Raw genomic sequence first — 25671 nt, forward strand, 5'->3', positions numbered from 1 at the left:
TTATTTCTATATCGGGTACATACTTAGATAAATGGTTCAAACGTACCATCTTGTTATGACGCTATGACTAAACTTGGTATGTAGCTAGCTTGAGTCGTATAGAGCTTTTTTAAAGGTTTCTTAGTAGCAAGTAGGATCAATTATGTATTCAGATAAATCACCATTGCAGATACGCCAGATGATTCGTCGAGGAGAGTTCCAAGATAACACCTCCGGAGTGGCGGCGGGTTTTGTGCAAGGTAATTTGGTTATTTTACCTAAAGATTATGCCGGTGATTTTTTACAGTTTTGTCAGTTAAACCCTAAGCCTTGCCCCCTGATTGGTATGTCCGAGAATCCAGGTGAATTCATGCTGCCGAGTTTAGGAGAAGATCTAAATATTTGTACTGATATTCCCAAATATCGAGTCTATCGGGATGGTGAGTTAATCGAAGAGCTGCCAGATGTATCTGGATTGTGGCGAGATGATCTGGTCACCTTTGTTCTAGGTTGCTCCTTTTCATTCGAAGAAGCGCTTCTGGCGGATGGTTTAGAGATCCGAAATATCTCTGAAGGGGTTAATGTGCCTATGTATCGAACCAATATCCCTTGTAAGCCCGCTGGATGTTTTAGTGGCGATACGGTTGTCAGTATGCGGCCAATGAAGGCGGCAGATGCGATACGAGCTATTCAGATCTGTAGCCGTTTCCCTTCTGTCCATGGCGCGCCTCTACATTTGGGTGATCCTGCAGAGATCGGTATTGAAGATATTCGCAACCCTGATTTTGGCGATGCAGTCACAATTAAGAAGGGTGAACTGCCTGTTTTTTGGGCATGTGGTGTAACGCCTCAAGTGGCAATAGAACAGGCCAAACCCTCGTTCTGCATTACTCACAGCCCAGGCCATATGATCGTGACAGACCTACCCAATAGCCGCCTTGCCATCTTCTGATCAAGGCGTGATTGAAGGTTTTGATTTAAGGAATACTGAATGAGTTTAAAGCTAAATTGTGATCTAGGTGAAAGCTTCGGTTCATGGAAAATGGGACTGGATGAGGCTGTGATGCCGCATATTGATCAGGCAAACATCGCTTGTGGTTTTCATGCCGGTGATCCGTTGGTTATGCAGAAAACATTGGCACTCGCCAAACAAAACGGCGTCATGATTGGTGCGCACCCGGGATATCCTGATCTTGTTGGCTTTGGTCGACGTAGTCTAAAAGTGAGCTCTGATGAACTGACATCGATGCTGCTTTATCAGATCTCTGCATTAGATGGGATGGCAGCCAGTATAGAGCTAGAGCTTACTTATGTTAAACCTCATGGTGCGATGTATAACGACATGATGGCGGATACTTCAATTCTACAAGATGTTATGCGTGCTATAGCGGCTTACCACAAACCATTAAGGTTGATGTTACAAAGCACTCCACAAGCGGAACAACATCAAGAGGAAGCAAAAAAGATAGGCATCGAACTGTGGTTTGAGATATTTGCTGATCGTTGTTATGCCGATGATGGCAAGCTTTTGTCACGTTCACTGCCAGGAGCAGTGCATAGCAAAGAGAAAATGTTGGCTCAAGTACGTCAGCTCAAAGAGAGTAGCACCGTCACAACGGTAAATGGCCATCAACTTCAACTACAGGCCGATACGCTGTGTGTACATGGGGATAATATGGAGGGTGTTAATGCAATCCAAGAGATCCGAGAGTTAATCCAGTCATGAGAATAGAAGTCGCAGGGGAGAATGCGCTGATCATCTATTTTGGTGATAAAGCCAGTCCAGAAACCTCTGCCAAAGTACAGCACGCTGTTTCTGTGTTAGAGATAGAATTAGCCGATAGGCTCATCGATCTCGTTCCTTCCTATGCGTCTTTGTTAGTGATCTACGATCTGTTTAGTTGTGACCATCTGGAGATTAAAAAACACCTTCGTGAGTTACTCACTCAGCTCGATCAAGCTGAACAGCAGGTGGGAGATCTAGTTTCTTTACCTGTTTATTACAGTCCGGAATCGGGCCCTGACCTAGAGATGTTGGCTCAAAATGCGAATTTGGAAGTGGATGAAGTGATCCAGATCCACAGCCAACAAGAGTACAGAGTTTATGCCATAGGTTTTGCCCCTGGGTTTGCCTATTTAGGAGAGGTCGATCCCAGAATCGCAGCGCCGCGTTTATCCACACCCAGACAAAAAGTACCTAAAGGCGCCGTAGCTATCGCTGATCGGCAGACTGCCGTGTATCCAGCTGAATCCCCAGGCGGCTGGAATTTGATCGGTTTGTGTCCAACTGAAATGTTTACCCCAGACAAAACGCCGAATATGCCGGTTAAGGTTGGGGATAGAGTGACGTTTAAGCCAATTACCCGAGACGAATATCTCGCGTTAGGCGGACAGTTATGAGGGAAATGGGTTTTAAAGTATTACAGCCAGGCCTGTTAACACTTATTCAAGATGCAGGCCGTTTTGGTCATCATCGGATTGGTTTAACGACCGGTGGGCCTCTAGATGCGCAGGCCTTTAAATGGGCTAATCGTTTATTAGGCAATGACTTAAATAGCTCTCTTTTGGAAGTTAGTGTTGGCGGATTAGTGCTGGAATCCCATGTCGATACCTACATGGTTGTAACTGGGGCAGATATCCCGTTTAAGGTTAATGGGTTGGAAAGGGAGTGTTGGCATGCACAGAAAATTCAACAAGGAGATCGAATCGAGTTAGGGTTCGCAACCAAAGGTGCGAGAGCATATTTAGCCGTGAGTGGTGGGTTTCAGATACAACCTAGCTTCTCCAGCAGCGCGACAGTTATGAGAGAAGGTATCGGCGGTATAGATGGCGGTAAGCTTCAACAAGATGATTTTCTATACTGTACAGAAGTAAACGAGGCTAGAGCCTATCGCCTAGCTGAGCATCATCGACCGCAATACGATGAACATGCCAGCTTGCGGGTTATCTGCGGTTATCAACAGCATCTTTTTAGCGAACATGATAAGCGGATATTTTTTAGTAGCGAGTATGAAGTTACTGATCGAGCGGATCGCATGGGTTACCGGTTATCAGGCCCTGAAGTTAAAGCGTCGGTAGATGGGATTTTATCGGAAGGGATCTGCCATGGTGCTATACAGATCCCCGCAGACGGGCAACCTATCGTTTTGCTGAATGATCGACAAACCATCGGAGGCTACCCGAAAATTGGTTCTATGCTCTCGTTAGATACCGCAAAAATGGCGCAAATGATGCCAGGTGCCAAAGTCTCGTTTGAGCAGATCACGATTGATGATGCGCACAATATTCAATCACTAACGCAGAAAAAATTTGAACGAACCGAGCCAGATAAAGTGAATTAGCAATCCACAAGTATCAGTTGTATAGGTGCCGTTATGCCAAATGAAGCCACGATAAGTAAGCAAATTGAAGACCTATTGGTTGCTAGAAATTTACGTGGCATGCAAACGATCCAACCGCAGTTGGAATCTGGCTATTACCTGCGTGCAGCTCGAATGCTTAATCGATGCAGAGGGCATGTATTGATTGGAACGGGCTTCCCCGTTGTGGATACTTTTGAAACGGATGGGCCAGTCGGGGCTATCGCGCTGTATAAAGTCTTAGAAGCAATTGGTGCAACACCCGTTATAGTATGCGGTCCACCAGTATCTCAGGCTCTTATGCCTGATTATAGAGTTCATGAAATTCGTGTGGGCGAGCATAAAGAGCGCAAATTGGAAGCGTTCCAAGCGTTGTATCAATACAACCCCGAAGCTGTCATCTCTATTGAACGCCCAGGTCAGGCTGAAGATGGTCGCTATTACAATATGCGCGGTGAAAACATCAGCGCTCGTACTGCGTGCTTTGACACCTTTATCCTGAATGCTAAATGCCCAACCATCGGCATAGGTGATGGTGGTAATGAAATAGGTATGGGTAATGTCAAAGATGCGCTTAAAAATCTCGATATAAAGACATCCGTTACCGAAGTGGATGAGCTACTCATTACAGATGTATCTAATTGGGGAGCCTACGGCATTATTGCCTTTCTAAGTTTTTGGAACCATCGAGATTTTTTTGCCGATATACAGCCCCTGGAGATACTTCGTTATCTTTCCAAATTAGGCAGCGTCGATGGTGTGACAAGAGAAAATGAGTTAACAGAAGATGGTTTGCCAGCATCCGAAGGACAAAGCGTGATTAATGAGTTAAGGCAAATTATTGGTTTGGTAAAAGAATAAGTGGAGGGATATCTCTATGAGCATTGCATACCTTAATGGTGATTTCCTACCGTTGTCAGAAGCACGTATCTCGCCCTTAGACCGTGGTTTCCTCTTCGGTGATGGTATCTACGAAGTCATACCTTACTATCAGGGACAATCGGTTGGTTTAGGTTTACATATCCAACGTATGTTAAATGGCTTGGCAGAGATCGAAATCGATTGCTCGCTCACCGCTGAGCAATGGCGTAATTTACTGAATGATCTGATCGATAAAAACAATGATCAAGCCGATAACTTAGGGGTATACGTGCATGTTTCCCGAGGTACGGACGATAAGCGCTACCATGCATATCCTACAGGTGTAGAGCCGACCATATTTGCATACACTTTCGCGATCAAAGATCCAGAACCGGTCGATCGAGAAAAAGTAACTCAATACAGTTTGGTTAGTACAGAAGATTTAAGGTGGCAACGCTGCCATATTAAATCGACGGCCCTGTTAGGAAACGTAATCCACTTTCAACAAGGCTACTCTGCAGGTAGCGATGAAACGCTGTTGTATAACGCAGATCATCAGCTAACCGAAGGCAGTGCGTGTAACGTCTTCATCGTTAAAGATGGTGTTGTACTGACGCCTAAGTTAGATAATCAGATCCTGCCGGGGATTACTCGCCGGATTATTGTAGATAGCTTAAAAGCAGATGGAACGATTCCCGTTGAAGAGCGAACTATCTCAATGAAAGAGGTTCGTTCTGCAGATGAATTATGGATCACTAGCTCTTCTAAAGAGATTGCTCCGGTTACACAACTTGATGGACAACCTGTAGGTAATGGTAAAGTAGGTGAAATTTGGGAAAAGGCATTCGCCATTTATACCGCAGCAAAATTTTCATATTAATACGTAATCAATTTTTCAAAGGTTATTTAAATGTCTCTGATTAAAAAAATCAGCGAGCTTTTCACATCTAATAAAACAGAACCAGAAGCGACGAGCAGTTGTATCGAGGTGGAATACAACGGCTATATCATCAAGCCTATGCCTATATCAGAAGATGCGGGGTATAGAGTCAATGGTGTGATCGAAAAGGGCGAACAGTCTCATCGCTTTATCCGTGCAGATGTTTTGATGGAAGAAGCTCAATGCGCGGATGAAATGGTGCGTAAAGCCAAGTGTATGATCGATCAGCAAGGCGATACGATTTTTAGATAGTTAACCTGCAGGAGCTATTTAACTTCTAGTGTCGCGTTAAATGCCATCGAGCGACGTTCCCCTTCACCAATAAAGGGTTCAGCGCCATGGAGTAACCAACCTGGGAAAAGGTAAAAATCACCCACCTCAGGCTTTACACTTAAAAGTGATTTAGAAAAACGCTGCTTATTACCTTCGATAAAATTCAGATATCCCGCTTTGCGTCCCGAGATATAGTTTCTTTCTTCTTGACCAGGGTCGATCTTTTCAGGGACTTTTAGGAATAACACTCCTGAAATATCACCAGAATGGAAATGCACTGGGCTAGGTGTGTTTTGATATTGGCTCACGATCCAAAAGACTTCATAGATTGCTCTATCTAACTGACTACCTTCTGCTTCCTTCACATAATCGTTAATTAATGAGCCGACAGTTTCCGCAAGAGAAGGTATTCCACCAAAAACAACATCTTCAGGAAGCATAAATTCTGAGCTTTCGGTTTTGGAAATATGCCGGTCAGCAAATAGATTAATCTTTTCGATTAGTTCTACAGGTAGTTTAGTTTTAGCAATAAATGGCCCAAAAGGCGACAGAAGCTCAATTCCAGCATTAGATGAGCTGGGAGATGAGTTTTCTGGATCGGCTTCATACTTCCTTAAGCGGCGAGCTATTTGTTGTTCTGTCATAAGATATTAGCCTTTTGGGAATGTTGTTACATAATATCTTTGCTTGCAGATAAATCTAGCTGTTCTACGTAGTACTACGTATGTCATCTAAGTAATCTATCTAGTACTTATGCGCATTTATCCCAATATCGGGGTATGGCATGCTGTGTAAGACTATAAGAGCTAGCATGGTTATAGTTTTAGGCGTGTTAGCTGTGGTCGTAGTTGGGGTGGACAGGAGATTGTTTCAGGTGCGGCCACACTTATATGACGGTTAGAAATCGCGTTTTATAGAGAGAGGATGATAATAAAAATGTTCAAAATGACTTTTCCTAAGCAGTTAATTACTGCAGCTGCATGTACTGCAGTACTGGCTACGCCAGCAATGGCTGCTGACAAGGTTTACAAACTGAAGCTGGCAGAAACTTGGCCTACTAACTTCCCAGTTTTTGGTGATGCGACTAAAAACATGGCTAAGCTAGCTGAAGAGATGTCCAACGGCCGTCTTAAAATTCAAATCGACTCTAAGAACAAGCACAAAGCACCACTAGGTGTTTTCGATATGGTTCGCTCTGGTCAGTATGACATGGGTCACTCCGCGTCATACTACTGGAAGGGTAAAGTACCAAATACGCTTTACTTCACAACTATGCCATTTGGTATGACTGCACCTGAACAGTACGGTTGGTTCTACTACGGTGGTGGTCAGGAACTAATGGATGAGGTTTACGGCAAGTTCAACCTAATGTCCTTCCCTGGTGGTAACACAGGTAACCAGATGGGCGGTTGGTTCCAGAAAGAGATCAATTCTCTGGAAGACCTACAAGGTCTGAAAATGCGTATCCCTGGCTTCGCGGGTGAAGTACTAGCTAAGCTAGGTGCGAAACCAACTAACATTCCAGCGGGTGAGCTTTACACTGCACTTGAGCGTCGTACGATCGATGCATTGGAGTGGGTAGGTCCTTCTCTTGACCTACGTATGGGTTTCCACAAGATCGCTCCTTACTACTACACTGGCTGGCATGAGCCTGCGACTGAACTTCAGTTCTTGATAAACAAGAAGAAGTTTGAGCGTCTACCAGCAGATCTTCAGCAGATCCTTAAAACAGCAATGCGTACTGCGGCGTACGATATGTACATCCAGTCTTACCACTCTTCTGCTGAAAACTGGGCAAGCATGAAAACTGAATTCCCGAACATTCAGGTTAAATCTTTCCCAGCTGAAGTAATCAGCGCAATGCGTAAAGCTAACGATGAGCTACTTGCTGAAAAAGCAGCTGCTGATCCACTAGCTAAGAAAATTCTTGAGTCTCAGTCTGCGTACATGGAAAAAGCACGTGCATGGACAGATATCTCTGACAAAGCTTACCTAAACAGCTTGTCTAAGTAATCGAGTCGTAAGAACCCCCTCGTTGGTGCTCTGGACATTGTCCCGATCCGGGGCACCAACTTCTTAATCTTCTAGGAGAAATCATGTTTCTAGTGAGACTGGAGCAGGTGATCAACAGCTTTTCAGATTTGATGGGCAAGATCTCTGCAGTTCTATTTGTAATCATGCTGTTCAATGTCTTTATCGACGTTGTAATGCGCTATGTCTTTAATGATGTCTCCATCGGGATGCAAGAATTAGAGTGGCACCTATATGCAGCAGTATTTCTATTAGGTGTGTCCTACACGTTACGGGTCGGCGGCCACGTACGTGTTGACCTGATCTACGAACGTTTATCAGGCAAAACTAAAGCAATGATCGATATGTTGGGTTGTGTATTTCTACTCTTCCCGTTCTGTGCCCTAGTTGGTTGGTACGGTATCGATTTTGCGCGTGAATCATTTGAATTAGGTGAGACCTCGGGCGATCCGGGTGGTCTTCCTTATCGTTGGATTATCAAATCCGTTATCCCTTTTGCTTTCTTTGCCATGTTAATTAGCGGTATCGGTTTGTTCCTTAAATCTTTAAACATCTTCTTGGGCAACACCAAAGAAGATCATTACCAACCACCACAGCACTAAGGGGCGTTTAGTAATGATTGGTATTATTATGTTTGTTGTGGCGCTGTTGATGCTGCTTGTCGGCTTCCCAGTTGCCTTTACCTTTGGTGGTGTAGCGTTGTTCTTCGGTGTATTTGCTGAAGGCGCTGAAATGTTTGCTTTCATGCCGTTCCGTATTCAGAGCATTATGGAAAACACGGTATTGATGGCAGTTCCTCTATTTATTTTCATGGGTATCGTTTTACAGAAAACTCAGTTGGCTGAGCAGTTGCTTGAGTCCATGGGTAAACTGTTTGGCGGTGTTCGCGGCGGTTTGGCAATCTCTACTGTATTGGTAGGTGCATTGCTAGCGGCTTCTACCGGTGTAGTAGGTGCATCTGTTGTAGCAATGGGTCTGATCTCGCTACCGGTAATGTTGAAGTACAAATACGACAAGTCACTTGCCTGCGGTACGATCTGTGCGTCGGGTACGCTAGGTCAGATTATCCCGCCATCGATCATCCTGATTATCTTGGGTGACGTTCTGGGTATCCCAGTTGGTGATCTGTTTAAAGCAGCGGTAGGCCCAGGTCTAATGTTGATCGGTATCTACGTTGTTTACATCCTAATCTACAGCTTTGTTAAGCCTGAAGCGGCGCCAGCATTGCCTCTAGATGACGATGTTGAATCTAAGCGCGAGCAATATATAAAAGCGCTTAAAGCGATCATTCCACCACTAGCACTGATCTTGATTGTATTGGGTTCTATCTTCGCAGGTATTGCGACACCAACTGAATCTTCTGCACTAGGTGGCGTAGGCGCGATTGTATTGGCAGCTATGTACCGTCAGTTCAGCTGGAAGATGGTTCTAGAATCTGCAACTGAAACGGTAAAAGTGACAGCGATGGTATTTGCGATCCTGTTGGGTGCGACTGCCTTCTCTATGGCGTTCACTTACACAGGTGGTGACTACATTGTTGAGGAAGTTCTATCTGATCTACCAGGTGGTGCTCAGGGCTTCTTGATCCTATCTATGATTGCGATCTTGATCCTAGGTTTCTTCATCGACTTCGTAGAGATCAGTTTCATCATCGTACCGATCTTGGCACCGGTTGCTGATGCACTAGGTATTGCGCCGGTATGGTTTGCGATTCTAATCGCTATGAACCTGCAAACAAGTTTCTTAACTCCGCCATTTGGCTTCAGTCTGTTCTATCTCAAAGGGGTGGCCCCACCGAGCGTACAGACAATGGATATCTACAAGGGTGTAATGCCATTTATCCTGATGCAGGTAGCGGTTGTTATCTCGATCCTAGTATTCCCAGGATTCTACGGTTTGGCGTAAGACGGTTGAGTGACCGTTATCACTCTTCTCTCTGGGCGGGCCACCGCCCAATTAATGGTTCATTCCCATTTGCCCCGTTTATCGGGGCGTTTTTTTGTCAGAAGTTGAGTCGTTTTATTTTAGTAAACCGCTAACTTCTGACAGCGCTTTGCAAAGCCCTTGCTGCGTGATCAACTTAGCATGGGCTTTATCTTTCACTAAGATAGATCCCACAAAAGCTAGGGCGTTCAGCGAAATGCCTTCAAAGGCTTCCTGCTTGCGTGGCACGACCATCATCCACTCATGAGTAAGTAGCAGATTGTGTGGTGGCACGGTTTTATCCCCCGAGCTTTCTAGTGACAGGGTTGTACGCAGTCGATCATACAAATGCTGTAATTGAGTTACTGAATCTTCAGGTGTGTCCCCGTTGAAGAGATCATTCGGCAGGGCGAGTGCCGCATGTTCGAAGGGGAGGGAATCTAACTTTCGTGGAACTTCATCATGAAGGTGCTCAAGCTGCGGGCTGAAAGGAATTAGATCAGCTGCGTTTTTATCTAGCTGAATTAACTGCAGATGCTTGTGAGCTTGGCTAGCACCGGCTTCGGCTGAACTATTATAAAAAGCGAGCGCAGGGCCTTGGGTTAAGCATTGATATAAGGCGCTAAAATCATCGAGCGAAAGCAAAATGTTTTGTTGCTCAAAGTGATTGGTTACTAACAGCAGGTGCTGCTCTAAGACGTTAAACTTGTTTAGTAGTAACTTATGATTGTCACCCACAGGGCCAACATAAAGACTCGGTTCGTGGGGAAGGAAAGGGTCATTATTTGATGTCGCTGAGTTGGCTTTGGCCTTCTCTTTTAAGCTGGATAATTGCCTTAGTTGGAACTGTAGCTCGCCTTCTTGAACCTTATGCGATGAGGTGGTCAGGCTCTTTAACTCGCCGCGGCGAGATGCCGATGTGTAAAGTACTTCAGCCTTTGACCATAGTGAGAAATCCATGGAGTGTTATACCCCGCATCCTTTATACTGGAACCTTAACTATCAGCCGAAATGATCAGGAAAGCTAGTACCAATGAAACGGGTTACAGCCTCTTTAAAAACCAAAATCCTACTGCTTTCCATTTTGCCACTCGTGATGGTGACTGTGGCTGTTACCATGATCAGCTTGACCCAAGCCAAGCATCTCTCTGAGCAAGAGATTCACACCTTCGAAGAAAACTTACTGCGCTCTAAACGCCAAGAGCTACAAAACTACGTAGAGCTGGCGATGAACTCGATTGAGCATATAGTCAAAGATGCTCAGCCGGGGGATAAAGTTGCTGAAGAAAAAGTTAAAAACATTCTCGATGGCCTGACCTACGGCGAAGATGGCTACTTCTTTGTCTATGACCGTCAGGGTGTTAACTTGGTCCATCCGATTCAACATGAATTGATCGGTCAAAACCTGATGGATCTTAAAGATGAAAACGGCAAGATGGTGATCCGTGATCTCATCCAAGTAGCGAAAAAAGGCGGTGGTTTTTACCGCTATGTTTGGAAAAAGCCCTCCAAGGGCGATCTAGAAGATAAGCTTAGTTATGTGGTCGAGATCCCCAAGTTTAACTGGATGATGGGCACCGGTTTATATATCGATGATATTGCCAAAGAGGTTGCCTCAATCCGGCTTAAAGTAACCCGAAATATTCGTAATACCTTCTTTACCGTCGTAGTGATTTTGGCAGGAACCATCATCGTAATTGCCTTAGTGGGTATCGCGATCAACATGCATGCCTCCCAACTTGCTGATAAACGCTTGCGTGAACTTGCCCACAGTTACGTGCAGTTCCAAGTGAGCCAACGTCGTAACTTTGCTCGAGAGCTTCACGATGGCATTAACCAGTTAATGGTATCGGTTAAGTTCAGGTTGGAGCTTGCGAGAGATAAGTTACTCAAACAGGATGAATCGGCCGCTAACGACCTCAACAAAGGCTGCGATGTCCTGAATATGGCGATCCAAGAGGTACGACGTATCTCCCACGATCTACGTCCTATACAGCTTGATGATCTAGGCTTAGAGTCAGCACTGCACAGTATGATCGCTGAGTTTTCTGAGCGTACCGGCATACAGACTAATATACGTTTAGAACTGCCAGAACAACGACTACCTGATGATATCGAAATCACTATGTACCGTATCGCCCAAGAAGCGCTGACCAATATTGAAAAACACGCAGAGGCTACTCAAGTAGGGCTGCGCATTTGGTCGCGAGAAGGGTATATTTGGGTCGAAGTAACGGACGATGGCAAAGGGTTCTCTCCAGGGAAGACAGCTTCAGGCATCGGCTTACTGAATATGCGAGAACGTACCGAACTGTTAAGTGGACGTTTTGGTGTGAAAAGTAAAATAGGGGCAGGTACGCGGATTCGTGCAGGGTTTACAATTCTTTAACTTGAATACAGTGGATAATATGAAAATACGTGTCGTGTTAGTAGATGATCATCCATTAGTGTTAGATGGCATTAGTGCACGTTTAGAAGGTGAAGAATCACTGGAAGTAGTCGGCATGGCCAACGACGGTAAGCAGGCGCTTAAGCTCGCTGCCGAAGTGAAGCCAGACGTCGTGCTTATGGATGTCTCCATGCCTGTGATGAATGGTTTTGAAGCAACCGAACGATTCCGTGAAGAACAGCCTGACATCAAAGTGCTGATCCTCAGCATGCACGATGACCGTGAATACATCGTTAAATTGATCAAATGCGGCGCTGCTGGTTATGTCTTGAAGGACGTTTCTTCAGAAGAACTTATCTCAGCTATCGAAACCATCTACCGAGGCGGCACTTACTTTAGCTCCGGCGCATCTCAAGCACTGTTCAGCCAGTTTGAACAAGCGGTCTCTGTCGCAGTTGAAGAGGAACAAGAGCCATTAACGGGCCGTGAGAAAGATGTACTGAAGCTGGTGGCCGAAGGCAACAGCAATAAAGAGATCGCACGCGAGTTAGATATCTCTGTTCGTACAGTAGAAACCCACCGCCAAAATATCAAAAACAAACTCGATATCCACACCGCTGCAGGTCTAACGCGTTACGCGATAGAGAACAATTTGGTGGATTAAGTAGTAAATCACAATCTTTACTTAAACGACTTAGCTGGCTGCCTAGAGCTTATGGCCCGCTAATTTCTAACAGGGAAATGTCTCTAGGTATAGCTATAGCTCAGTTGGTTAGAGCGTTACCTTGATATGGTGGAAGTCGCCGGCTCGAGCCGAGCGTAGCGAGACCACATCGGAGCCTGCGTCGATAGCCCCGAAGGGGAAGGAGCGGAGCTATGTATAATCTGCTTGGTCTTACTCACCGGTTCGAAAGGGCTATTATCCCTTTATTTACTTTTTGCTGCTTGATCAAAGCAAGTGGCTGCGTATAATACGCCAACACCTGATCGCAACTTATCGCGATACAGATATAGGACTATAGCTCAGTTGGTTAGAGCGCTACCTTGACATGGTAGAGGTCGGCAGTTCGAATCTGCCTAGTCCTACCAGACTTAAGAAACCACCTAAAGGTGGTTTTTTTGTGTCTGGAGGACGGCAGATGAAAACTGCCGAAGGCAGTCGAGCCGAGCGAAGCGAGACCACATCGGAGCCTGCGACGATAGCCCCGCAGGGGAAGGAGCGCAGCGACGTATAATCTGCTTAGTCCTACCAAGATTTAAAGAAGCCCGCACTTGTTGCGGGCTTTTTGCATTTTACGACATACCATCCTTGAGCGAACTTATAAATCCGTTGTTGCAACCCTGTCTATAATGATTGAGATAGTGAATTAGATGTTGAGCGAGCTGAAGTATGGGTTATAACCCGCATGGTCATTACGAGTTATGGGTGGAAGGCACGACTTTATTTGCCAAAGTAAGCGGCTCATGGAATATGGAATGTGCGCAGGAGTTTGAAAAGGAATTTATGGCATTAGCGCAGCACTTTTCAGATGGATGGGGGCATATTGTTTGCCTAAATGACTGGGAGTTAGGAACCTTAGAGGTTTCGGAAGTCATTGAGCGGTTAGTCGAGTGGTGTATCGTAAATGGCCTTGAAAGAGCTGCGAATGTATATCAGCCTTCTGCCCTGAAACATGCTGTTATAAATAAGATGATTGTTTCTGAGCAGGATGGTTTTGTGCGTGCTGCTTTTGACAACTTACAAGATGCTGCTGACTGGCTGACCGAAGAGGGGTTTCCTACAGCTATAGAGTAAGTTTTTGATATTAATTTGTGCCCCTTTCTAAGACAGACATTCAATCTTTATTGTTTTGCATCGCCAAATAAAAGCCGAATATTCCCGTATTTTCCCTGCCTTTTTACCCGCCCATTAAAGATCTGTATGTATTTGTAATCTTTTGTAACATTCTGTTTTTATTTGTAATGCTTTGTTTTAATTGGGGAAAACCCTAATACTTTAGGGGTGTTTTTTTACTAAAGTAGAATGCTCTAATATCGCTTACTGCGTTGCAGCAAATTATGGTGGCTCCACCTAGGTCAGGATGAACATTTTCTGATCAAAATTAACGCAGCAAGGTGGACAAAATGGCACTGATAAAAAGAAGTCATGGAGCTGAACACCCATATTGGGGGTTCGGGCCATTCAAAATTCGACTACCGCTAGTACATTACCGTTTAGAGACCCCGGAGATTATTCAGGGCTTGGTGATGTTCGTTGTAGGTTTGGCAATGATTCCATTACTGGAGAAGTATTTGGGTATGCCGTACGAAGCTGCCCTTGCTTTTACGTTTATTGCTGGCCTTGGTTATATTCTTCCGGCCTTACTGGGTGTACCTCTGGTTCCGGGGTGGATTACGCCGGCGATTCCTGTCGTTATTCTTTACCTCAATGGTTTTGAACCTGGTCCTGAAGCGATCAAAGCGATGTTTGCTTTGCAGATTGAGGTAACACTGATTTTCCTTATCTTAGGGGCAACAGGTTGGGGCTCTAAGTTGGTGAATGTCATTCCTAACTCCCTTAAAGCCGGGATTATCATTGGGGCAGGTATTGCTGCGATGATGGGCGAGCTTAAGGTGGGTGGTCGAATTGATGCGACACCCGTTTCTCTTATCGTCGGTTCGATTATTTCTGCTTACGTGTTGTTCTCGTTATCGTTTAAGAACGTGATTGATTCCAATCCACTAGCCAAGAAAATTGCTAACTTCGGCATGGTGCCGGGTATGTTGATTGCGATGGTTGTGGGTTGGTCTGTAGGTGAATATCCGCTGCCAGCAATTGAGTGGGGCATCACTCAACCAGATTTCGCTTTGATGGCTGAGTATCTAGTCTTTGCGGTTGGTTTCCCTGATTTAGATGTTTTCTTATTAGCTATTCCGACAGCCATTATTGCTTACGTAATCGCTTTTGGTGACATCATTGTTGGCTTTACCTTGGTAGATCGTGTTGACCATATTCGTGACGATGAGAAGATCGAATCTAGCGTAGACCGCGTTCACTTAGTAACTGCGATTCGTAACGGTATTCATGCTTTCTTTGCGCCATGGCCGGGTTTGGCAGGGCCTTTATGGACTGCAGCACACGCAACGGTAGCTGAGCGTTATGCGATGGGTCGTAAAGCGATGGATTCTATCTACAGTGGCGGTGGTACGTTCTGGATCACGGGTTTAGTCGCACTGTTTATCTTACCTCTAGTGACTCTGTTTAAGCCTGTATTGCCAATCGCACTATCGCTGACGTTGGTTCTGACTGCTTACATCTGCATCATGGTAGGTATGGAGCAGTTGAAGAACCCTACTGAGCGTGGTGTTGCGGGTATTGTTGCGGTAACGCTAGCGATGCCTGATCCAAAATCTACAGTGTATGCAGTAGGTATTGGCTTGATTTTGTACTTCTTGATTGAGCGTCCGAAACTGATGGGTAAGCACAATCCGGGAGACGAGGTCATATTTGCTGATGGTGATGATTCTCAGCCTAAACAAAAGGAAAAAGAGATAGCGTAAACCATATAGGTTTTAGAGCCCGATCAGTTGATCGGGCTTTTGATTATAAATCATTTTAATAAATTGAATCTTAATGGCCTAAGCTACTTGGAGCTGATTCCTTCCTAGCTTCTTTGCTCTGTAAAGTGCTGTATCAGCTGTTTTTAATAAAGGGATGATCTCAGAGCCATGTTGGGGGTAAAAAGCAATACCGGCGCTCGCGCTAAGATTGATGGCTTGTGATTCTATACGATAGGTGTTGTTTAGGGTCTCAATGCTTCGTTGGATTGAGGATATAGCCTCTTCCATTGACTTAATATCCTCTAAAACAACGACGAATTCATCGCCTCCTATACGTGCAACTGTATCCGAACTACGGCATGAGTTTACAAGCCTTTCAGCCATTAATCTCAAAACTGAATCGCCAATATGATGACCGTATGTGTCATTTACAGGCTTGAATTCATCTAAATCGATAATAGCTACCCCGATTAGTTGCTTATTTGCTTGAGCTTTTTCAATAGCTTCTTCTAATCGTTGTTCTAGTCGCGAACGATTGGCCACTTGGGTTAGATGATCTAAGCGCGATAGCCGGATAATTTCCTGCTCTGCTTCCTTCCGCTCTGTAATATCAGTGGCCACTAATCCGGTTGCAAATAAGTTTCCTTCAGAATCAGAGATAGGGAATTTAATTGAAAGGTAGTCACGAATTTTTCCATCTACCGGTGCTTTTTCTTCAACGGTAATGACTTTGTTTTTCTCGATAACTTCTAAATCAGCTTGTCTAAAAGCCGTGGCAATATCTTGCGGGAATAATTCGTGATCGGTCTTACCGCAGAAGCTCTGCTTTTCTTGGTGGAATAAACGTGAATATTCCTGATTTACATAGAGGTAACGTCCATCTAAATCTTTCGCACCAATAACTGCCGAAGCGTTATCTGCAATCGCTTCAAACAGGTTTAGTCGTTGTTGTAATTGTTCTAATTCAGATTTTTCCACGTTCTACCTATATCCATTGAGCCTTAGGTAAGCCTAGTAGTTGTTTTTCTTGAATGAAAGTTCGCAATTCTCTTTGCTCTTATAAACTGCAGCTAGACTCGGAAATTAGCTCCATATTTCCCGTCGACATCAACCTAGGTAGATAAATCACCCTTACCTTGAGAGCGGGATGACTTATTCCATAGTTAAGAATTTTTTCACATGCGTAACGTGCGAACTTTTTATCCTCGGGTCTTTGTCTTAGTAATCCAATCAATAGCGTATAGGGCGACTCCCATCTGGCTTGACCAACGAGAGGTTCGGATCCGCTTGTAAATATATTTACTATTGATTGGTGATGTACGCTGTATTGGGCATTTGCGTAATTAAAAGTGAAAGAAAGGCTCAATACAAAAACGATAAAAATTTTATTGATCATGACACTAGAAATACATAAAGGCGTTATTGGTTTTGATAAGTACGATGTAGCCGCGGCTTCTTTAACTCACTGTAATGCCGTAGCAATCTTTAAATGAGCTCTCTGACATATGGCCCAAATAACTGAACGATACTAGTGGGCTACTAGCAGGTGCTTTAGCTTGATCTCTTGCATCTTTTACTGCTGTATTGCTCGTACCATCTTCAGCTAGGCGTGCTTGATAGATTACTGTTTGGGTATATCCATTTTGAAAAGAATAACGGTACCAATGTTTCATAGTGAGTTCTTTAACCTGAGATTTGAGTGTTAATCAGAGTTCACCTTTGATAAAGATGCTCTATTAAAATCTGTCCGGACGAAACCTGTGAGATTTCGTGGAAATTACAGTCTTGCTTGTGACAAAGCTGCATTAATCTATGGTGTACATAGTACGGAAGAATATTTTTACCTTGTAGGTAAAAATAGGTCAAATTTGTTTATATTTGTGTTTCAACTAGCTACAAATCAATGGGTTATGGTTTTTTGTATGTTTGAATTTTTGGTTAAAATATAGGTAAAATTTTAATCAAAATTTAGTTGTAATCCTCTCTAAAGATATTATTCTCCCTCGCCTAAATTCTCGTATCGTTTTGACCTACTGAGTTGGTCGTATGAGCCAAGGAATAAGCCTGAGTCGTATAGGACTTGTTCGTAGGCTCCTTAAGCTAATGACGTGTGTTGAGAGGGTGTTATCAGATTAGGTAAGAAAATTTCTGTGCAAAAAAATATCAAAATTCTAGTGGTTGATGATTTTTCCACGATGCGCCGGATCATTAGGCAGTTGCTGGGGCAAATCGGTTTTCATAATATTGTTGAAGCCGAGGATGGAGTGAAAGCTCTAAATATTCTGAAAGGGGGTAATATTGATTTTGTACTGACCGATTGGAATATGCCTCATATGTCGGGCTTGGAACTATTGAAAGAAATCCGCCAAGCACCCCAATTATCAAAGATACCAGTGCTAATGGTGACCGCTGAATCGAAGAGAGAGCAGATAACGGCGGCTGCGATGGCTGGTGTGAATGGCTACATCATTAAGCCTTTCTCGGCGGTCACCTTGCAAGAAAAGGTCAACAAGGTTTTTGAAAGGTTACAGTAACTCATTTATATCATCACTGCTTTATGCTGGGTCGCTCTACTTAGTTACATCTCTATGGATGAGTTGTGTTACATCTTTTAATGGTAAGGGGCGCGAAGAATAATAACCTTGGATATATTCACAGTTTTGATCTTGTAACCATTTAAGCTGATCCAAGGTTTCTACCTCTTCTGCGACAACAGACAGCTTTAGGCCTTGGGCCATTTTTATGATGGAAGACGGAATACATCGATCACCTTCATCGTTAGGTAAACCATTAAAAAACATTGATTGATCTCTATTAAGCAAAATAAATGATATAGCTAATATACTCCCTAAGTTGGCTTATATATGAAGCTTTCTGTAGTTATAATTATTTGATCTAGATATATGTCTTTTCTGGTAGTCTTATGTCTCTCATTTTTAGGTATTTGCTCTCTGCTTTCTTGTTGCTTAATGCATCTGTAGGTTTTTCTGCAGATAAAATCGTGATCGCTGCAGATCGTTGGTGTCCTTTTAACTGTGAAGCTAACGCGCCTTTACCCGGTTTTATGATTGAGGTAGCTACTGAGGTTTTTGCAGAGAAGGGGATAGAGGTTCAGTACATAGAGATGAACTGGTCTCGTGCTATTCAGGAAGCGAAGAAAGGACATATCAATGCAGTAGTCGGCGCCTTTAAAGGCGATGTGCCGGGGTTTGTTCTACCTGAGCAAGAGTTGGCAATTTTGGGTAATACCTTTTTTGTACATAAAGATTCGAATTGGCAGTATCAAGGGGTCGAATCGCTTCAAGGCCATCAACTAGCTGCTATTAGTGGTTACGATTATGGCGATGAATTGCGGGACTATATTCAGAATAATAGCTCCGATAGTGTGACTATGTTAGGAAGCGAGCAGCCCCTTCATCGAGGTATACAGATGCTTTCTTTAAAGCGGATCGATATGCTGGTCGAAGCCGACCCTGTTTTTTGGTACACCGCGAATCTGCTTAATAAGGCTGATCATTTTAAAGTCGCGGGTAGTGCAAAAGAGTTTGAAAAGTCCTATATCGCTTTTTCTCCGGTTATAGATGAGTCTCAGGAATACGCTCAGATTCTTTCCGATGGAATAGAGCGATTACGCAAGAGCGGTCAGTTACAGGAAATACTTTCTAAATACGGTATGACTGATTGGCGAGAAGAATAGTTAGATGCACTTTGAAAGCGCTATTTGATGCTGCGAAGGACTGTAAAAGTTAGAAAAAGTTCCACCCTTCATGGTGTATTAACCTAAAAAACACCAGCGAAAATGATATTAAAATGACGAAAATTGTCATTTTTGATGGATTCCTCTGCGAACGCACCAGTTTCGAGCGTTAAACCCTGCAAACCCGAAAATTACAAAGAAAAAGCCTGCCTTTATTTTCTTAAAATAGCCACCTTCGCAAATAATAACTCAGGTTTGTTACATTATTATGTTTCAGAAAAAACTAAGCGTAGCGGCTCTGGCATTCGGTGCAGTAGCTAGCGGCTCCAGCATCGCAGCTGAAGCGCAAAATGACGGTTTTAAAGTTGATTTAGGTTTACGTACTTTCTACATGAACCGTGATTTTGATCAGGGTATCCCAGACACTATTGCTGCGGGTCAAGCGTTCAAACTAGACGTTGCTTCTCCATACTTTGGTGGCTTCGTTGGTTTTGATGCAACTGTTACTGAAGTTGTAGCTTTAGAAGACGACAAGACTGTTAACACGTCTGACGTGTTGGCGACAGGCGGTAAAGGCTACACTGCGGTTGAGAATCTATACGTTAAACTGAAACCTCTGGATAATGTAAACATCCGTGCAGGTCGCATGGTAATGATGACGCCACTACTGAACGACCTTCAGTCTCGTCTTTCTGCACCAAGCACACAAGCTATTTACGGTGACATCGCTCTAGACAACCTGAGCCTATATGCATTCTACTCTGACGAAGCTTCTCGCAACACTGACGAAGGTTTCCAGAAGTATGAAGCGAACGGTGAAGACTACGACATCACTTCCGTAGGTGGTACTTACAAATTTGCTAACGGTGCGAGCATTGAAGTTCAGCACGCTGTTGCAGACGAGTACAAGAAGCAGTCTTGGTTCAACGTAGCTTACCCAACTAAGATGGGTGAGTACGATGTAACACTAGACGCGCGTCACATGCGCGGTTCTGACGACGGTGTCCTGTTGGCTGATTACGACAGCAACCTAACTAGCTTAACTGCTCGTTTTGCTAAAGGTGACTGGGCATACACCGTGAACTACCAAACTGTTGGTGGTGACGATGGTTACAACATCAAGTGGGACGGCAGCGGCACTGAGCGTAATGACGATTCTCAGTACTTCACTTACGGTGCGGTTCAGCTACTAGACTTCGATGCTGATGATGAGCAATCTCTACAGTTCCGTGTAGATTACGATATGCCATCTCTTCCAGGTCTTCACCTAATGGCTCGTCACACTCAATCTTGGGATGTTGACTACGCTGGTGGTACAGACGGTAAGCGTCACGAAACTAACTTCGACGCTAAATACACTGTACAAAGTGGTAAAGCTAAAGATCTAAGCGTACAGCTTCGCGTATCTCACGTGAACGGTGACGTAATTCAGGGTATTGGTCGTGTAAACGATATCCGTTTGATCTTGGATTACCCAATCAATCTTCTTTAAGCATTTTCCCGCTTGAGAACGCAGGGGCCTTAGGGCCCCTGTTTTTTTCTATCTTTTAATGCTTATTTAATTGGTCCTTCAACTAGTTTTATATTTTGTTCTGTTAACTAGGACATTCTTATCCCGTTTTTTGATTTAGATCCTTTACACTGACCCTTATACCTCGTAATTTAGATATTATTAATCCTTAATATTCAAGGGGATAACTAAGTTGCACGCAGGTGTTCTTGCTTTAGGTCGATCCATGTTAGGTAGCTTGAGAGACTTGGCGCCTATTGTCTTAGTGATCGCATTTTTCCAAATTGTTGTTTTGCAGCAGCCTGTCCCAGATTTCTTTGGTTTGGTGACTGGATTGTTATGTGTTGTCGCTGGCTTAACCTTCTTTATTTATGGCTTGGAGATGGGACTTTTCCCTATAGGGGAGAGCATGGCGCATGCTTTTGCGCGCAAAGGCAGTGTGTTTTGGCTGTTAGCTTTTGCCTTTTGCCTAGGGTTTGGTACCACTGTAGCGGAGCCTGCGTTGATTGCCGTGGCAGCGGAGGCGGCTAAAGTTGCCGCTACGGGTGGGATGATTGAAGCGACTGAGCAATCTCAGCTTAGCTACGCTTCGGGCCTTCGATATACCGTTGCTTTTTCTGTTGGCTTAGCCATTGTTTTGGGGGTGTTACGTATCCTTAAAGGCTGGTCGATTCAATATATGATTATTGCGGGTTATATGCTCGTAGTGATTATGACCGCTTTTGCACCCCGTGAAATCATCGGTATTGCCTATGATTCAGGTGGTGTTACCACTTCTACGATTACGGTTCCTTTAGTGACAGCGTTAGGTGTCGGTTTGGCTTCATCTATTGAGGGTAGAAACCCGATGATAGATGGCTTTGGTTTGATCGCCTTTGCTTCTTTAACACCCATGATCTTTGTTATGGCTTATGGGATGGTGATCTAAATGGAATTGTTGTCGCAATTTATCGAGATTACCCTGACTACAATTAAAGATGTGATTCCAATCGCAGTCATTATCTTTGGTTTTCAGATTGCTGTGATCAGGCGACGTATTGCTAATCTACGTAAGGTGCTGATTGGCTTTGCTTATGTGATTGTTGGTTTAGCGCTTTTCTTGTTGGGCTTAGAAAAGGCTTTATTTCCAATCGGGCGTTTGATGGCTGAGCAGTTGACCGATCCAGAATTTATTCGAAGCTGGAGTGGTTCGGTTGCGGACGCATTGCAATGGCAAGATTACTTCTGGGTTTATATCTTTGCCTTTGCAATTGGAGCAAGTACCACCATTGCGGAGCCTTCACTGATTGCTGTGGCTATTAAGGCGAATGAGGTTTCCGGTGGCGCAATTGGTGTCTGGGGGCTGCGCATAGCGGTTGCTATAGGCGTTGCTGTCGGTATCTCTTTAGGCACTTGGCGAATTGTTACAGGCTACCCGATTCACTGGTTCATCATCGCGGGTTATATCGTTGTTGTTATACAAACCTGCTTTGCACCCAAGATGATTGTGCCTTTGGCATATGACTCAGGCGGAGTGACAACGTCGACGGTAACGGTGCCACTTGTAGCGGCTCTGGGACTTGGTTTGGCTGAAACAGTTCCTGGCCGAAGTGCTCTGATTGATGGTTTTGGTTTAATTGCCTTTGCTAGTTTATTTCCAATGATAACGGTAATGGCGTATGCACAAATTTCTGAATTTCGCACTAAACGTGCGAGAGCAACTGGCTGACAAAAGAGGCAGATATGCATTTCAAACTGTTAGTAGTGTTTGTAGAAGATTCAAAAACAGATGATGTAATGAAAGCTGCGCGTGAAGCGGGGGCTACTGGCGCAACAGTTATTAATAATGCGCGTGGAGAAGGGATTGATAAATCGACTACCTTCTTTGGCTTAACCTTGGAAACTCAGCGTGATGTTTTACTTTTTATTGTAGAAGAGCATCTCAGTAGAAAGATCTTAGAAACCATATCAGAAGTGGGTGAGCTTGATGAAAAGCCTGGGCGTGGGATCGCAATTCAGCTTGATGTCGAAGACGCCGTCGGGATATCTCACCAAGTGGCCAAATTAGCCAATATTGTGGAGGAAGAGCTATGAACACTCAGCGTAAAGTCGTACGGACCTGCGATGTAATGACGGATGAGTTCGCTATGGTTGATGGCTTAATGACAGTCAGTGAAGCATTGAAAATCTTCCAAGAGCAAGATGCGCGTGTCCTTATCATAAATAAGCGTAATGATGATGACGAATTTGGTTTGTTATTACTGTCGGATATTGCAAAGAAAGTCGTTGCGAAAGACCGCTCTCCTGAGCGTGTGAATGTATATGAAGTGATGGCGAAACCAGTTATTTCTGTTGATCCTCATATGGATATTCGCTACTGCACGCGTTTGTTTGAGAATTTTGGCTTAGCGCATGCGCCAGTGATTGATAAGGGCCATGTTCTAGGCGTAGTAAGTTATCGCAGTATTGTGCTGAAAGGTTTGTTGGAAAATTAACCTTTCTAACCAGCTCAGATAAGAAAAAGCCCGTCATTTATTGGACGGGCTTTTTTTTGTTCATCGGAGGCAGGATTAAGCTCTAGCTGCTTTTAAGGTATCAGCAATTAAGAAGGCGAGTTCTAGTGCTTGCTCGCCGTTTAAGCGTGGGTCGCAATGGGTATGGTAGCGATCCCCTAAATCTTGCTCGCTGATCATGTAAGCGCCACCAATGCATTCTGTTACATTCTGGCCTGTCATTTCGAAGTGTACGCCACCGGCGTGAGTGCCTTCTGCTTTGTGAACTTCGAAGAAGCCTTTCATTTCACGAAGAATAGAGTCAACGCTACGAGTTTTATAGCCGCTTGAAGCTTTGATCGTATTGCCATGCATTGGGTCAGAGCTCCAAATGACTTGCTGACCAGATGCTTTAACCGCACGAACTAAGTTTGGAAGGCATTCTGTGATCTTATCTGCTCCCATGCGAGCAATCAGCGTAATACGACCTGCTTCGTTTTCTGGGTTTAGTGTTTCTAGAAGCTGTTCTAGATCTTCAATTTTGGTGCTTGGTCCGACTTTAACGCCAATTGGGTTTTTAACACCACGAAGGAACTCTACATGGGCATGATCTGGCTGACGTGTACGATCGCCAATCCATAGCATGTGTGCAGAACAGTCATACCAGTTGCCCGATAGGCTATCTTGGCGAGTGAGTGCTTCTTCATAGCCAAGCAGCAGTGCTTCATGGGATGTGTATAGCGATGTTTCATGAAGTTGTGGCGTGTTTTGTGCGGTAATGCCGCAAGCTTCCATGAAGCGCATAGTTTGATCGATCTGATCCGCTAAATCTTGGTACTTGTTACTCAGCGGACTATTAGTCACAAAACTTTGGTTCCAAGCGTGGACTTGTTGTAGATCAGCAAAGCCGCCACGAGAAAAAGCACGAAGCAAATTCAATGTGGATGCTGCTTGATGGTAAGCAGTTACTAGGCGTTCAGGATCTGCCTGTCTAGCGGATTCAGTGAACTCAATACCGTTGACTATATCGCCACGGTAACTAGGCAGTTCAATACCGTTCGCTGTTTCCATGTCGCTAGATCGTGGTTTTGCATATTGTCCTGCGATACGGCCAACCTTAACAACAGGGCAGCTAGCAGAGAAGGTCATAACAATGGCCATCTGCATCAAAACTTTAAAAGTATCGCGGATTTTGTCGGCGTTGAATTCGCTGAAGCTCTCTGCACAATCACCGCCTTGAAGCAGAAATGCTTTGCCTTGCGCTACTTGTGCTAGATCGGTTTTTAGCTGATTGATCTCGCCTGCAAATACCAATGGTGGCATTTGGGATAGGGTGCTTTCGGCTTTGTTTAGCGCAGCTGCATCAGGGTACTGTGGCTGCTGAACAATGGGTTTATCTCTCCAGCTTGAAGGAGTCCAAATCTTTGTAGTCATGTGTCTTTCCTGCTTCCTTACAGCGTTTATATGTGTTTTGGGCTGTAGGGCGAATAATCTGGGTAAAAGGGCAAGTAATGCTTGCTGAAACTAAAGATGTGATACGGCCTGTCAGTTATGTGCAGGTAGCACTAAACCCACAGACCTAGATAAAGTAGGACTGAGAATAAAAGGCAAGAGCAGAAGAGTCTGCTGATAGTTGTTTTAGGAAACTCGCAGGTGCGTTATTCACTGTAAACGTCGTGTATTCTCAAAAATGTTTCGATCAGTATAAAGGTAATTAAGCTGTCTTTATACCCGTTAGATTACGGAAGGATACATCTTTTGCGGTGTTAAGGAAATCCACCATAAACTCGGCGTCTTTTTGGTCTTCGCGGATTGCGGCGTAAAGCGTACACCAAACACCTTTCTCTCCTAAAGGTTTGGATACGATGTAATCGCGCTGAATATACTCGTGCATAGCCCAGTTGGGTAGGGCGGCTACACCGCGTCCACTAGCGATCAACTGCATCATCATGACAGTTAATTCTGCTGTGCGTATTGCAGCAGGCTCAACACCAGCTTCATCTAGGAAGTGGTTAAAGATATCTAAACGTTGAGGTTCCACTGGGTAAGTGATTAACGTTTCTTGAGCGATATCTTCTGGGTGGATAAAGCGTCGTGCCATTAATCGATGCTGTTTACTGATCGCTAAACGTGATTCGTAAGTGAATAGCGGAATATAAGCAATACCGTTGCGAGGCTCAGGATCAGCAGTAATAACTAAATCTAAATCACCGCGAGCGAGAGCAGGAAGAGGTTGGAAGCTAAAGCCGCTTGAGAGGTCGAGTTCTACTTCTGGCCAGTGCTGACGGAAGTGGTCGATCGTTGGCATTAACCAATCGAAGCAACTATGACATTCAATGCACAGGTTCAAGCGCCCAGCTTCGCCGCCTGCTAGTCGTCCTATATCGCGTTCGGTATTGCGTATCATTGGGAGTATTTCATCCGCTAGCGTAAGTAGGCGCTGGCCTGCACTGGTGAAGCAAATAGGCTTAGTTTTACGGATAAACAGAGAGCAATTGAGGCGATCTTCGAGGTCTTTGATCTGATGGGAAAGAGCTGATTGAGTCAAATGGACGCGTTCTGCTGCTTCGACCAAGCTGCCTGCATCTCTTAAGGCAGATAGGGTTTTCAGGTGGCGCAGTTCAATCATCGATTCCTTCTCCGTTCAGGCTCAGTTAACCACGGTAATAGGCAGTATAGTACGCTCGAGCGATAAAGA

28 protein-coding genes and 1 tRNA gene are annotated in these 25671 nt (G+C 44.4%); 22 read left to right on the forward strand and 7 right to left on the reverse strand.

Annotation, left to right across the window (positions count from 1 at the left end; genetic code table 11):
• Positions 1 to 142 precede the first annotated feature (142 nt).
• From ACMXYU_RS04630 to ACMXYU_RS04660, 7 genes are read left to right on the forward strand one after another with little or no spacing between them, the layout of a single operon-like run.
• Positions 143 to 931 (forward strand): putative hydro-lyase, encoded by a 789-nt coding sequence (locus ACMXYU_RS04630; protein WP_415900425.1) that lies wholly within the window; start codon positions 143 to 145, stop codon positions 929 to 931.
• Between the two features lie 39 nt (positions 932 to 970).
• Positions 971 to 1705, forward strand: a complete 735-nt coding sequence (locus ACMXYU_RS04635; RefSeq protein ID WP_415900426.1) for a 5-oxoprolinase subunit PxpA — start codon at positions 971 to 973, stop codon at positions 1703 to 1705.
• On the forward strand, positions 1702 to 2379 hold the full coding sequence (pxpB, locus tag ACMXYU_RS04640) for a 5-oxoprolinase subunit PxpB (protein WP_415900427.1): 678 nt from the start codon (positions 1702 to 1704) through the stop codon (positions 2377 to 2379). The genes ACMXYU_RS04635 and pxpB overlap by 4 nt, the downstream gene beginning before the upstream one ends.
• Positions 2380 to 2384: 5 nt before the next feature.
• Complete coding sequence (locus tag ACMXYU_RS04645; protein WP_415900428.1) at positions 2385 to 3320, forward strand: biotin-dependent carboxyltransferase family protein; 936 nt, start codon at positions 2385 to 2387, stop codon at positions 3318 to 3320.
• A gap of 33 nt (positions 3321 to 3353) precedes the next feature.
• Positions 3354 to 4199 carry a DUF4392 domain-containing protein gene (locus ACMXYU_RS04650; RefSeq protein ID WP_415900429.1) on the forward strand — a complete coding sequence of 282 codons (846 nt, stop codon included), beginning with the start codon at positions 3354 to 3356 and terminating at the stop codon, positions 4197 to 4199.
• Between the two features lie 16 nt (positions 4200 to 4215).
• Complete coding sequence (locus tag ACMXYU_RS04655) at positions 4216 to 5079, forward strand: aminotransferase class IV (RefSeq protein WP_415900430.1); 864 nt, start codon at positions 4216 to 4218, stop codon at positions 5077 to 5079.
• Between the two features lie 30 nt (positions 5080 to 5109).
• On the forward strand, positions 5110 to 5391 hold the full coding sequence (locus ACMXYU_RS04660) for an HlyU family transcriptional regulator (RefSeq protein WP_415900431.1): 282 nt from the start codon (positions 5110 to 5112) through the stop codon (positions 5389 to 5391).
• Positions 5392 to 5405: 14 nt separating this feature from the next.
• On the opposite strand, the gene ACMXYU_RS04665 is transcribed toward ACMXYU_RS04660, so the two are convergent.
• On the reverse strand, positions 5406 to 6056 hold the full coding sequence (locus ACMXYU_RS04665; protein ID WP_415900432.1) for a putative 2OG-Fe(II) oxygenase: 651 nt from the start codon (positions 6054 to 6056) through the stop codon (positions 5406 to 5408).
• Positions 6057 to 6348: 292 nt separating this feature from the next.
• Between ACMXYU_RS04665 and ACMXYU_RS04670 the strand changes: the two genes are divergently transcribed.
• From ACMXYU_RS04670 to ACMXYU_RS04680, 3 genes are all read left to right on the forward strand, one after another.
• Entirely contained in the window at positions 6349 to 7425 is a 1077-nt protein-coding gene (locus tag ACMXYU_RS04670) for a TRAP transporter substrate-binding protein (RefSeq protein WP_415900433.1), read from the forward strand.
• A gap of 83 nt (positions 7426 to 7508) precedes the next feature.
• Entirely contained in the window at positions 7509 to 8045 is a 537-nt protein-coding gene (locus ACMXYU_RS04675) for a TRAP transporter small permease subunit (RefSeq protein ID WP_415883834.1), read from the forward strand.
• 13 nt (positions 8046 to 8058) lie between these two features.
• Positions 8059 to 9348, forward strand: a complete 1290-nt coding sequence (locus ACMXYU_RS04680; RefSeq protein ID WP_415900434.1) for a TRAP transporter large permease — start codon at positions 8059 to 8061, stop codon at positions 9346 to 9348.
• A gap of 114 nt (positions 9349 to 9462) precedes the next feature.
• Here the strand turns inward: ACMXYU_RS04680 and ACMXYU_RS04685 are convergent, their stop codons facing one another.
• Positions 9463 to 10326 carry a DUF4922 domain-containing protein gene (locus ACMXYU_RS04685; protein ID WP_415900435.1) on the reverse strand — a complete coding sequence of 288 codons (864 nt, stop codon included), beginning with the start codon at positions 10324 to 10326 and terminating at the stop codon, positions 9463 to 9465.
• 73 nt (positions 10327 to 10399) lie between these two features.
• Between ACMXYU_RS04685 and ACMXYU_RS04690 the strand changes: the two genes are divergently transcribed.
• The 5 genes from ACMXYU_RS04690 to ACMXYU_RS04710 all read left to right on the forward strand — a co-directional run bounded on the left by ACMXYU_RS04690 (position 10400) and on the right by ACMXYU_RS04710 (position 15295).
• Positions 10400 to 11755 (forward strand): cache domain-containing protein, encoded by a 1356-nt coding sequence (locus ACMXYU_RS04690; RefSeq protein ID WP_415900436.1) that lies wholly within the window; start codon positions 10400 to 10402, stop codon positions 11753 to 11755.
• 19 nt (positions 11756 to 11774) lie between these two features.
• The gene (locus tag ACMXYU_RS04695) at positions 11775 to 12419 is read left to right on the forward strand and encodes a response regulator (protein ID WP_415900437.1); all 645 of its coding nucleotides are present in this window, start codon (positions 11775 to 11777) and stop codon (positions 12417 to 12419) included.
• Positions 12420 to 12767: 348 nt separating this feature from the next.
• A tRNA-Val gene (locus ACMXYU_RS04700) sits at positions 12768 to 12844 on the forward strand.
• Positions 12845 to 13145: 301 nt separating this feature from the next.
• Positions 13146 to 13550, forward strand: a complete 405-nt coding sequence (locus tag ACMXYU_RS04705; RefSeq protein WP_415900438.1) for a hypothetical protein — start codon at positions 13146 to 13148, stop codon at positions 13548 to 13550.
• 329 nt (positions 13551 to 13879) lie between these two features.
• Positions 13880 to 15295 carry a xanthine/uracil/vitamin C permease gene (locus ACMXYU_RS04710; protein ID WP_415900439.1) on the forward strand — a complete coding sequence of 472 codons (1416 nt, stop codon included), beginning with the start codon at positions 13880 to 13882 and terminating at the stop codon, positions 15293 to 15295.
• A gap of 78 nt (positions 15296 to 15373) precedes the next feature.
• Here the strand turns inward: ACMXYU_RS04710 and ACMXYU_RS04715 are convergent, their stop codons facing one another.
• Both ACMXYU_RS04715 and ACMXYU_RS04720 read right to left on the reverse strand, forming a co-directional pair.
• Positions 15374 to 16273, reverse strand: a complete 900-nt coding sequence (locus ACMXYU_RS04715) for a diguanylate cyclase domain-containing protein (protein WP_415900440.1) — start codon at positions 16271 to 16273, stop codon at positions 15374 to 15376.
• A 479-nt stretch (positions 16274 to 16752) separates the two neighbouring features.
• Complete coding sequence (locus ACMXYU_RS04720) at positions 16753 to 16968, reverse strand: hypothetical protein (protein WP_415900441.1); 216 nt, start codon at positions 16966 to 16968, stop codon at positions 16753 to 16755.
• Positions 16969 to 17445: 477 nt separating this feature from the next.
• Here ACMXYU_RS04720 and ACMXYU_RS04725 point away from each other — a divergent pair, with 477 nt between their 5' ends.
• Entirely contained in the window at positions 17446 to 17829 is a 384-nt protein-coding gene (locus ACMXYU_RS04725; RefSeq protein ID WP_415900442.1) for a chemotaxis response regulator CheY, read from the forward strand.
• 36 nt (positions 17830 to 17865) lie between these two features.
• On the opposite strand, the gene ACMXYU_RS04730 is transcribed toward ACMXYU_RS04725, so the two are convergent.
• Positions 17866 to 18096 (reverse strand): EAL domain-containing protein, encoded by a 231-nt coding sequence (locus ACMXYU_RS04730; RefSeq protein WP_415900443.1) that lies wholly within the window; start codon positions 18094 to 18096, stop codon positions 17866 to 17868.
• Between the two features lie 122 nt (positions 18097 to 18218).
• On the opposite strand from ACMXYU_RS04730, the gene ACMXYU_RS04735 reads away from it, so the two are divergent.
• From ACMXYU_RS04735 to ACMXYU_RS04760, 6 genes are all read left to right on the forward strand, one after another.
• The gene (locus ACMXYU_RS04735; RefSeq protein ID WP_415900444.1) at positions 18219 to 18992 is read left to right on the forward strand and encodes a substrate-binding periplasmic protein; all 774 of its coding nucleotides are present in this window, start codon (positions 18219 to 18221) and stop codon (positions 18990 to 18992) included.
• Positions 18993 to 19260: 268 nt separating this feature from the next.
• Entirely contained in the window at positions 19261 to 20484 is a 1224-nt protein-coding gene (locus tag ACMXYU_RS04740; RefSeq protein WP_415900445.1) for an OprD family outer membrane porin, read from the forward strand.
• Positions 20485 to 20728: 244 nt separating this feature from the next.
• Positions 20729 to 21430, forward strand: a complete 702-nt coding sequence (locus ACMXYU_RS04745) for a DUF1538 family protein (protein ID WP_415901096.1) — start codon at positions 20729 to 20731, stop codon at positions 21428 to 21430.
• Positions 21431 to 22210 (forward strand): DUF1538 domain-containing protein, encoded by a 780-nt coding sequence (locus ACMXYU_RS04750; RefSeq protein ID WP_415892142.1) that lies wholly within the window; start codon positions 21431 to 21433, stop codon positions 22208 to 22210.
• A 14-nt stretch (positions 22211 to 22224) separates the two neighbouring features.
• Positions 22225 to 22575: a P-II family nitrogen regulator gene (locus tag ACMXYU_RS04755; RefSeq protein ID WP_415900446.1), complete on the forward strand. Its 351-nt coding sequence runs from the start codon at positions 22225 to 22227 to the stop codon at positions 22573 to 22575.
• Entirely contained in the window at positions 22572 to 22976 is a 405-nt protein-coding gene (locus ACMXYU_RS04760) for a CBS domain-containing protein (RefSeq protein WP_415900447.1), read from the forward strand. Before ACMXYU_RS04755 ends, ACMXYU_RS04760 begins: the two co-directional genes overlap by 4 nt.
• A gap of 75 nt (positions 22977 to 23051) precedes the next feature.
• Here ACMXYU_RS04760 and ACMXYU_RS04765 read toward each other — a convergent pair whose 3' ends face one another.
• Both ACMXYU_RS04765 and ACMXYU_RS04770 read right to left on the reverse strand, forming a co-directional pair.
• The gene (locus ACMXYU_RS04765) at positions 23052 to 24407 is read right to left on the reverse strand and encodes a class II 3-deoxy-7-phosphoheptulonate synthase (RefSeq protein ID WP_415900448.1); all 1356 of its coding nucleotides are present in this window, start codon (positions 24405 to 24407) and stop codon (positions 23052 to 23054) included.
• Positions 24408 to 24687: 280 nt separating this feature from the next.
• The gene (locus tag ACMXYU_RS04770; RefSeq protein ID WP_415881872.1) at positions 24688 to 25602 is read right to left on the reverse strand and encodes a LysR family transcriptional regulator; all 915 of its coding nucleotides are present in this window, start codon (positions 25600 to 25602) and stop codon (positions 24688 to 24690) included.
• Positions 25603 to 25671 lie beyond the last annotated feature (69 nt).

Source organism: Neptuniibacter sp. QD48_11, assembly GCF_047778095.1.
GTDB lineage: Bacteria > Pseudomonadota > Gammaproteobacteria > Pseudomonadales > Balneatricaceae > Neptuniibacter.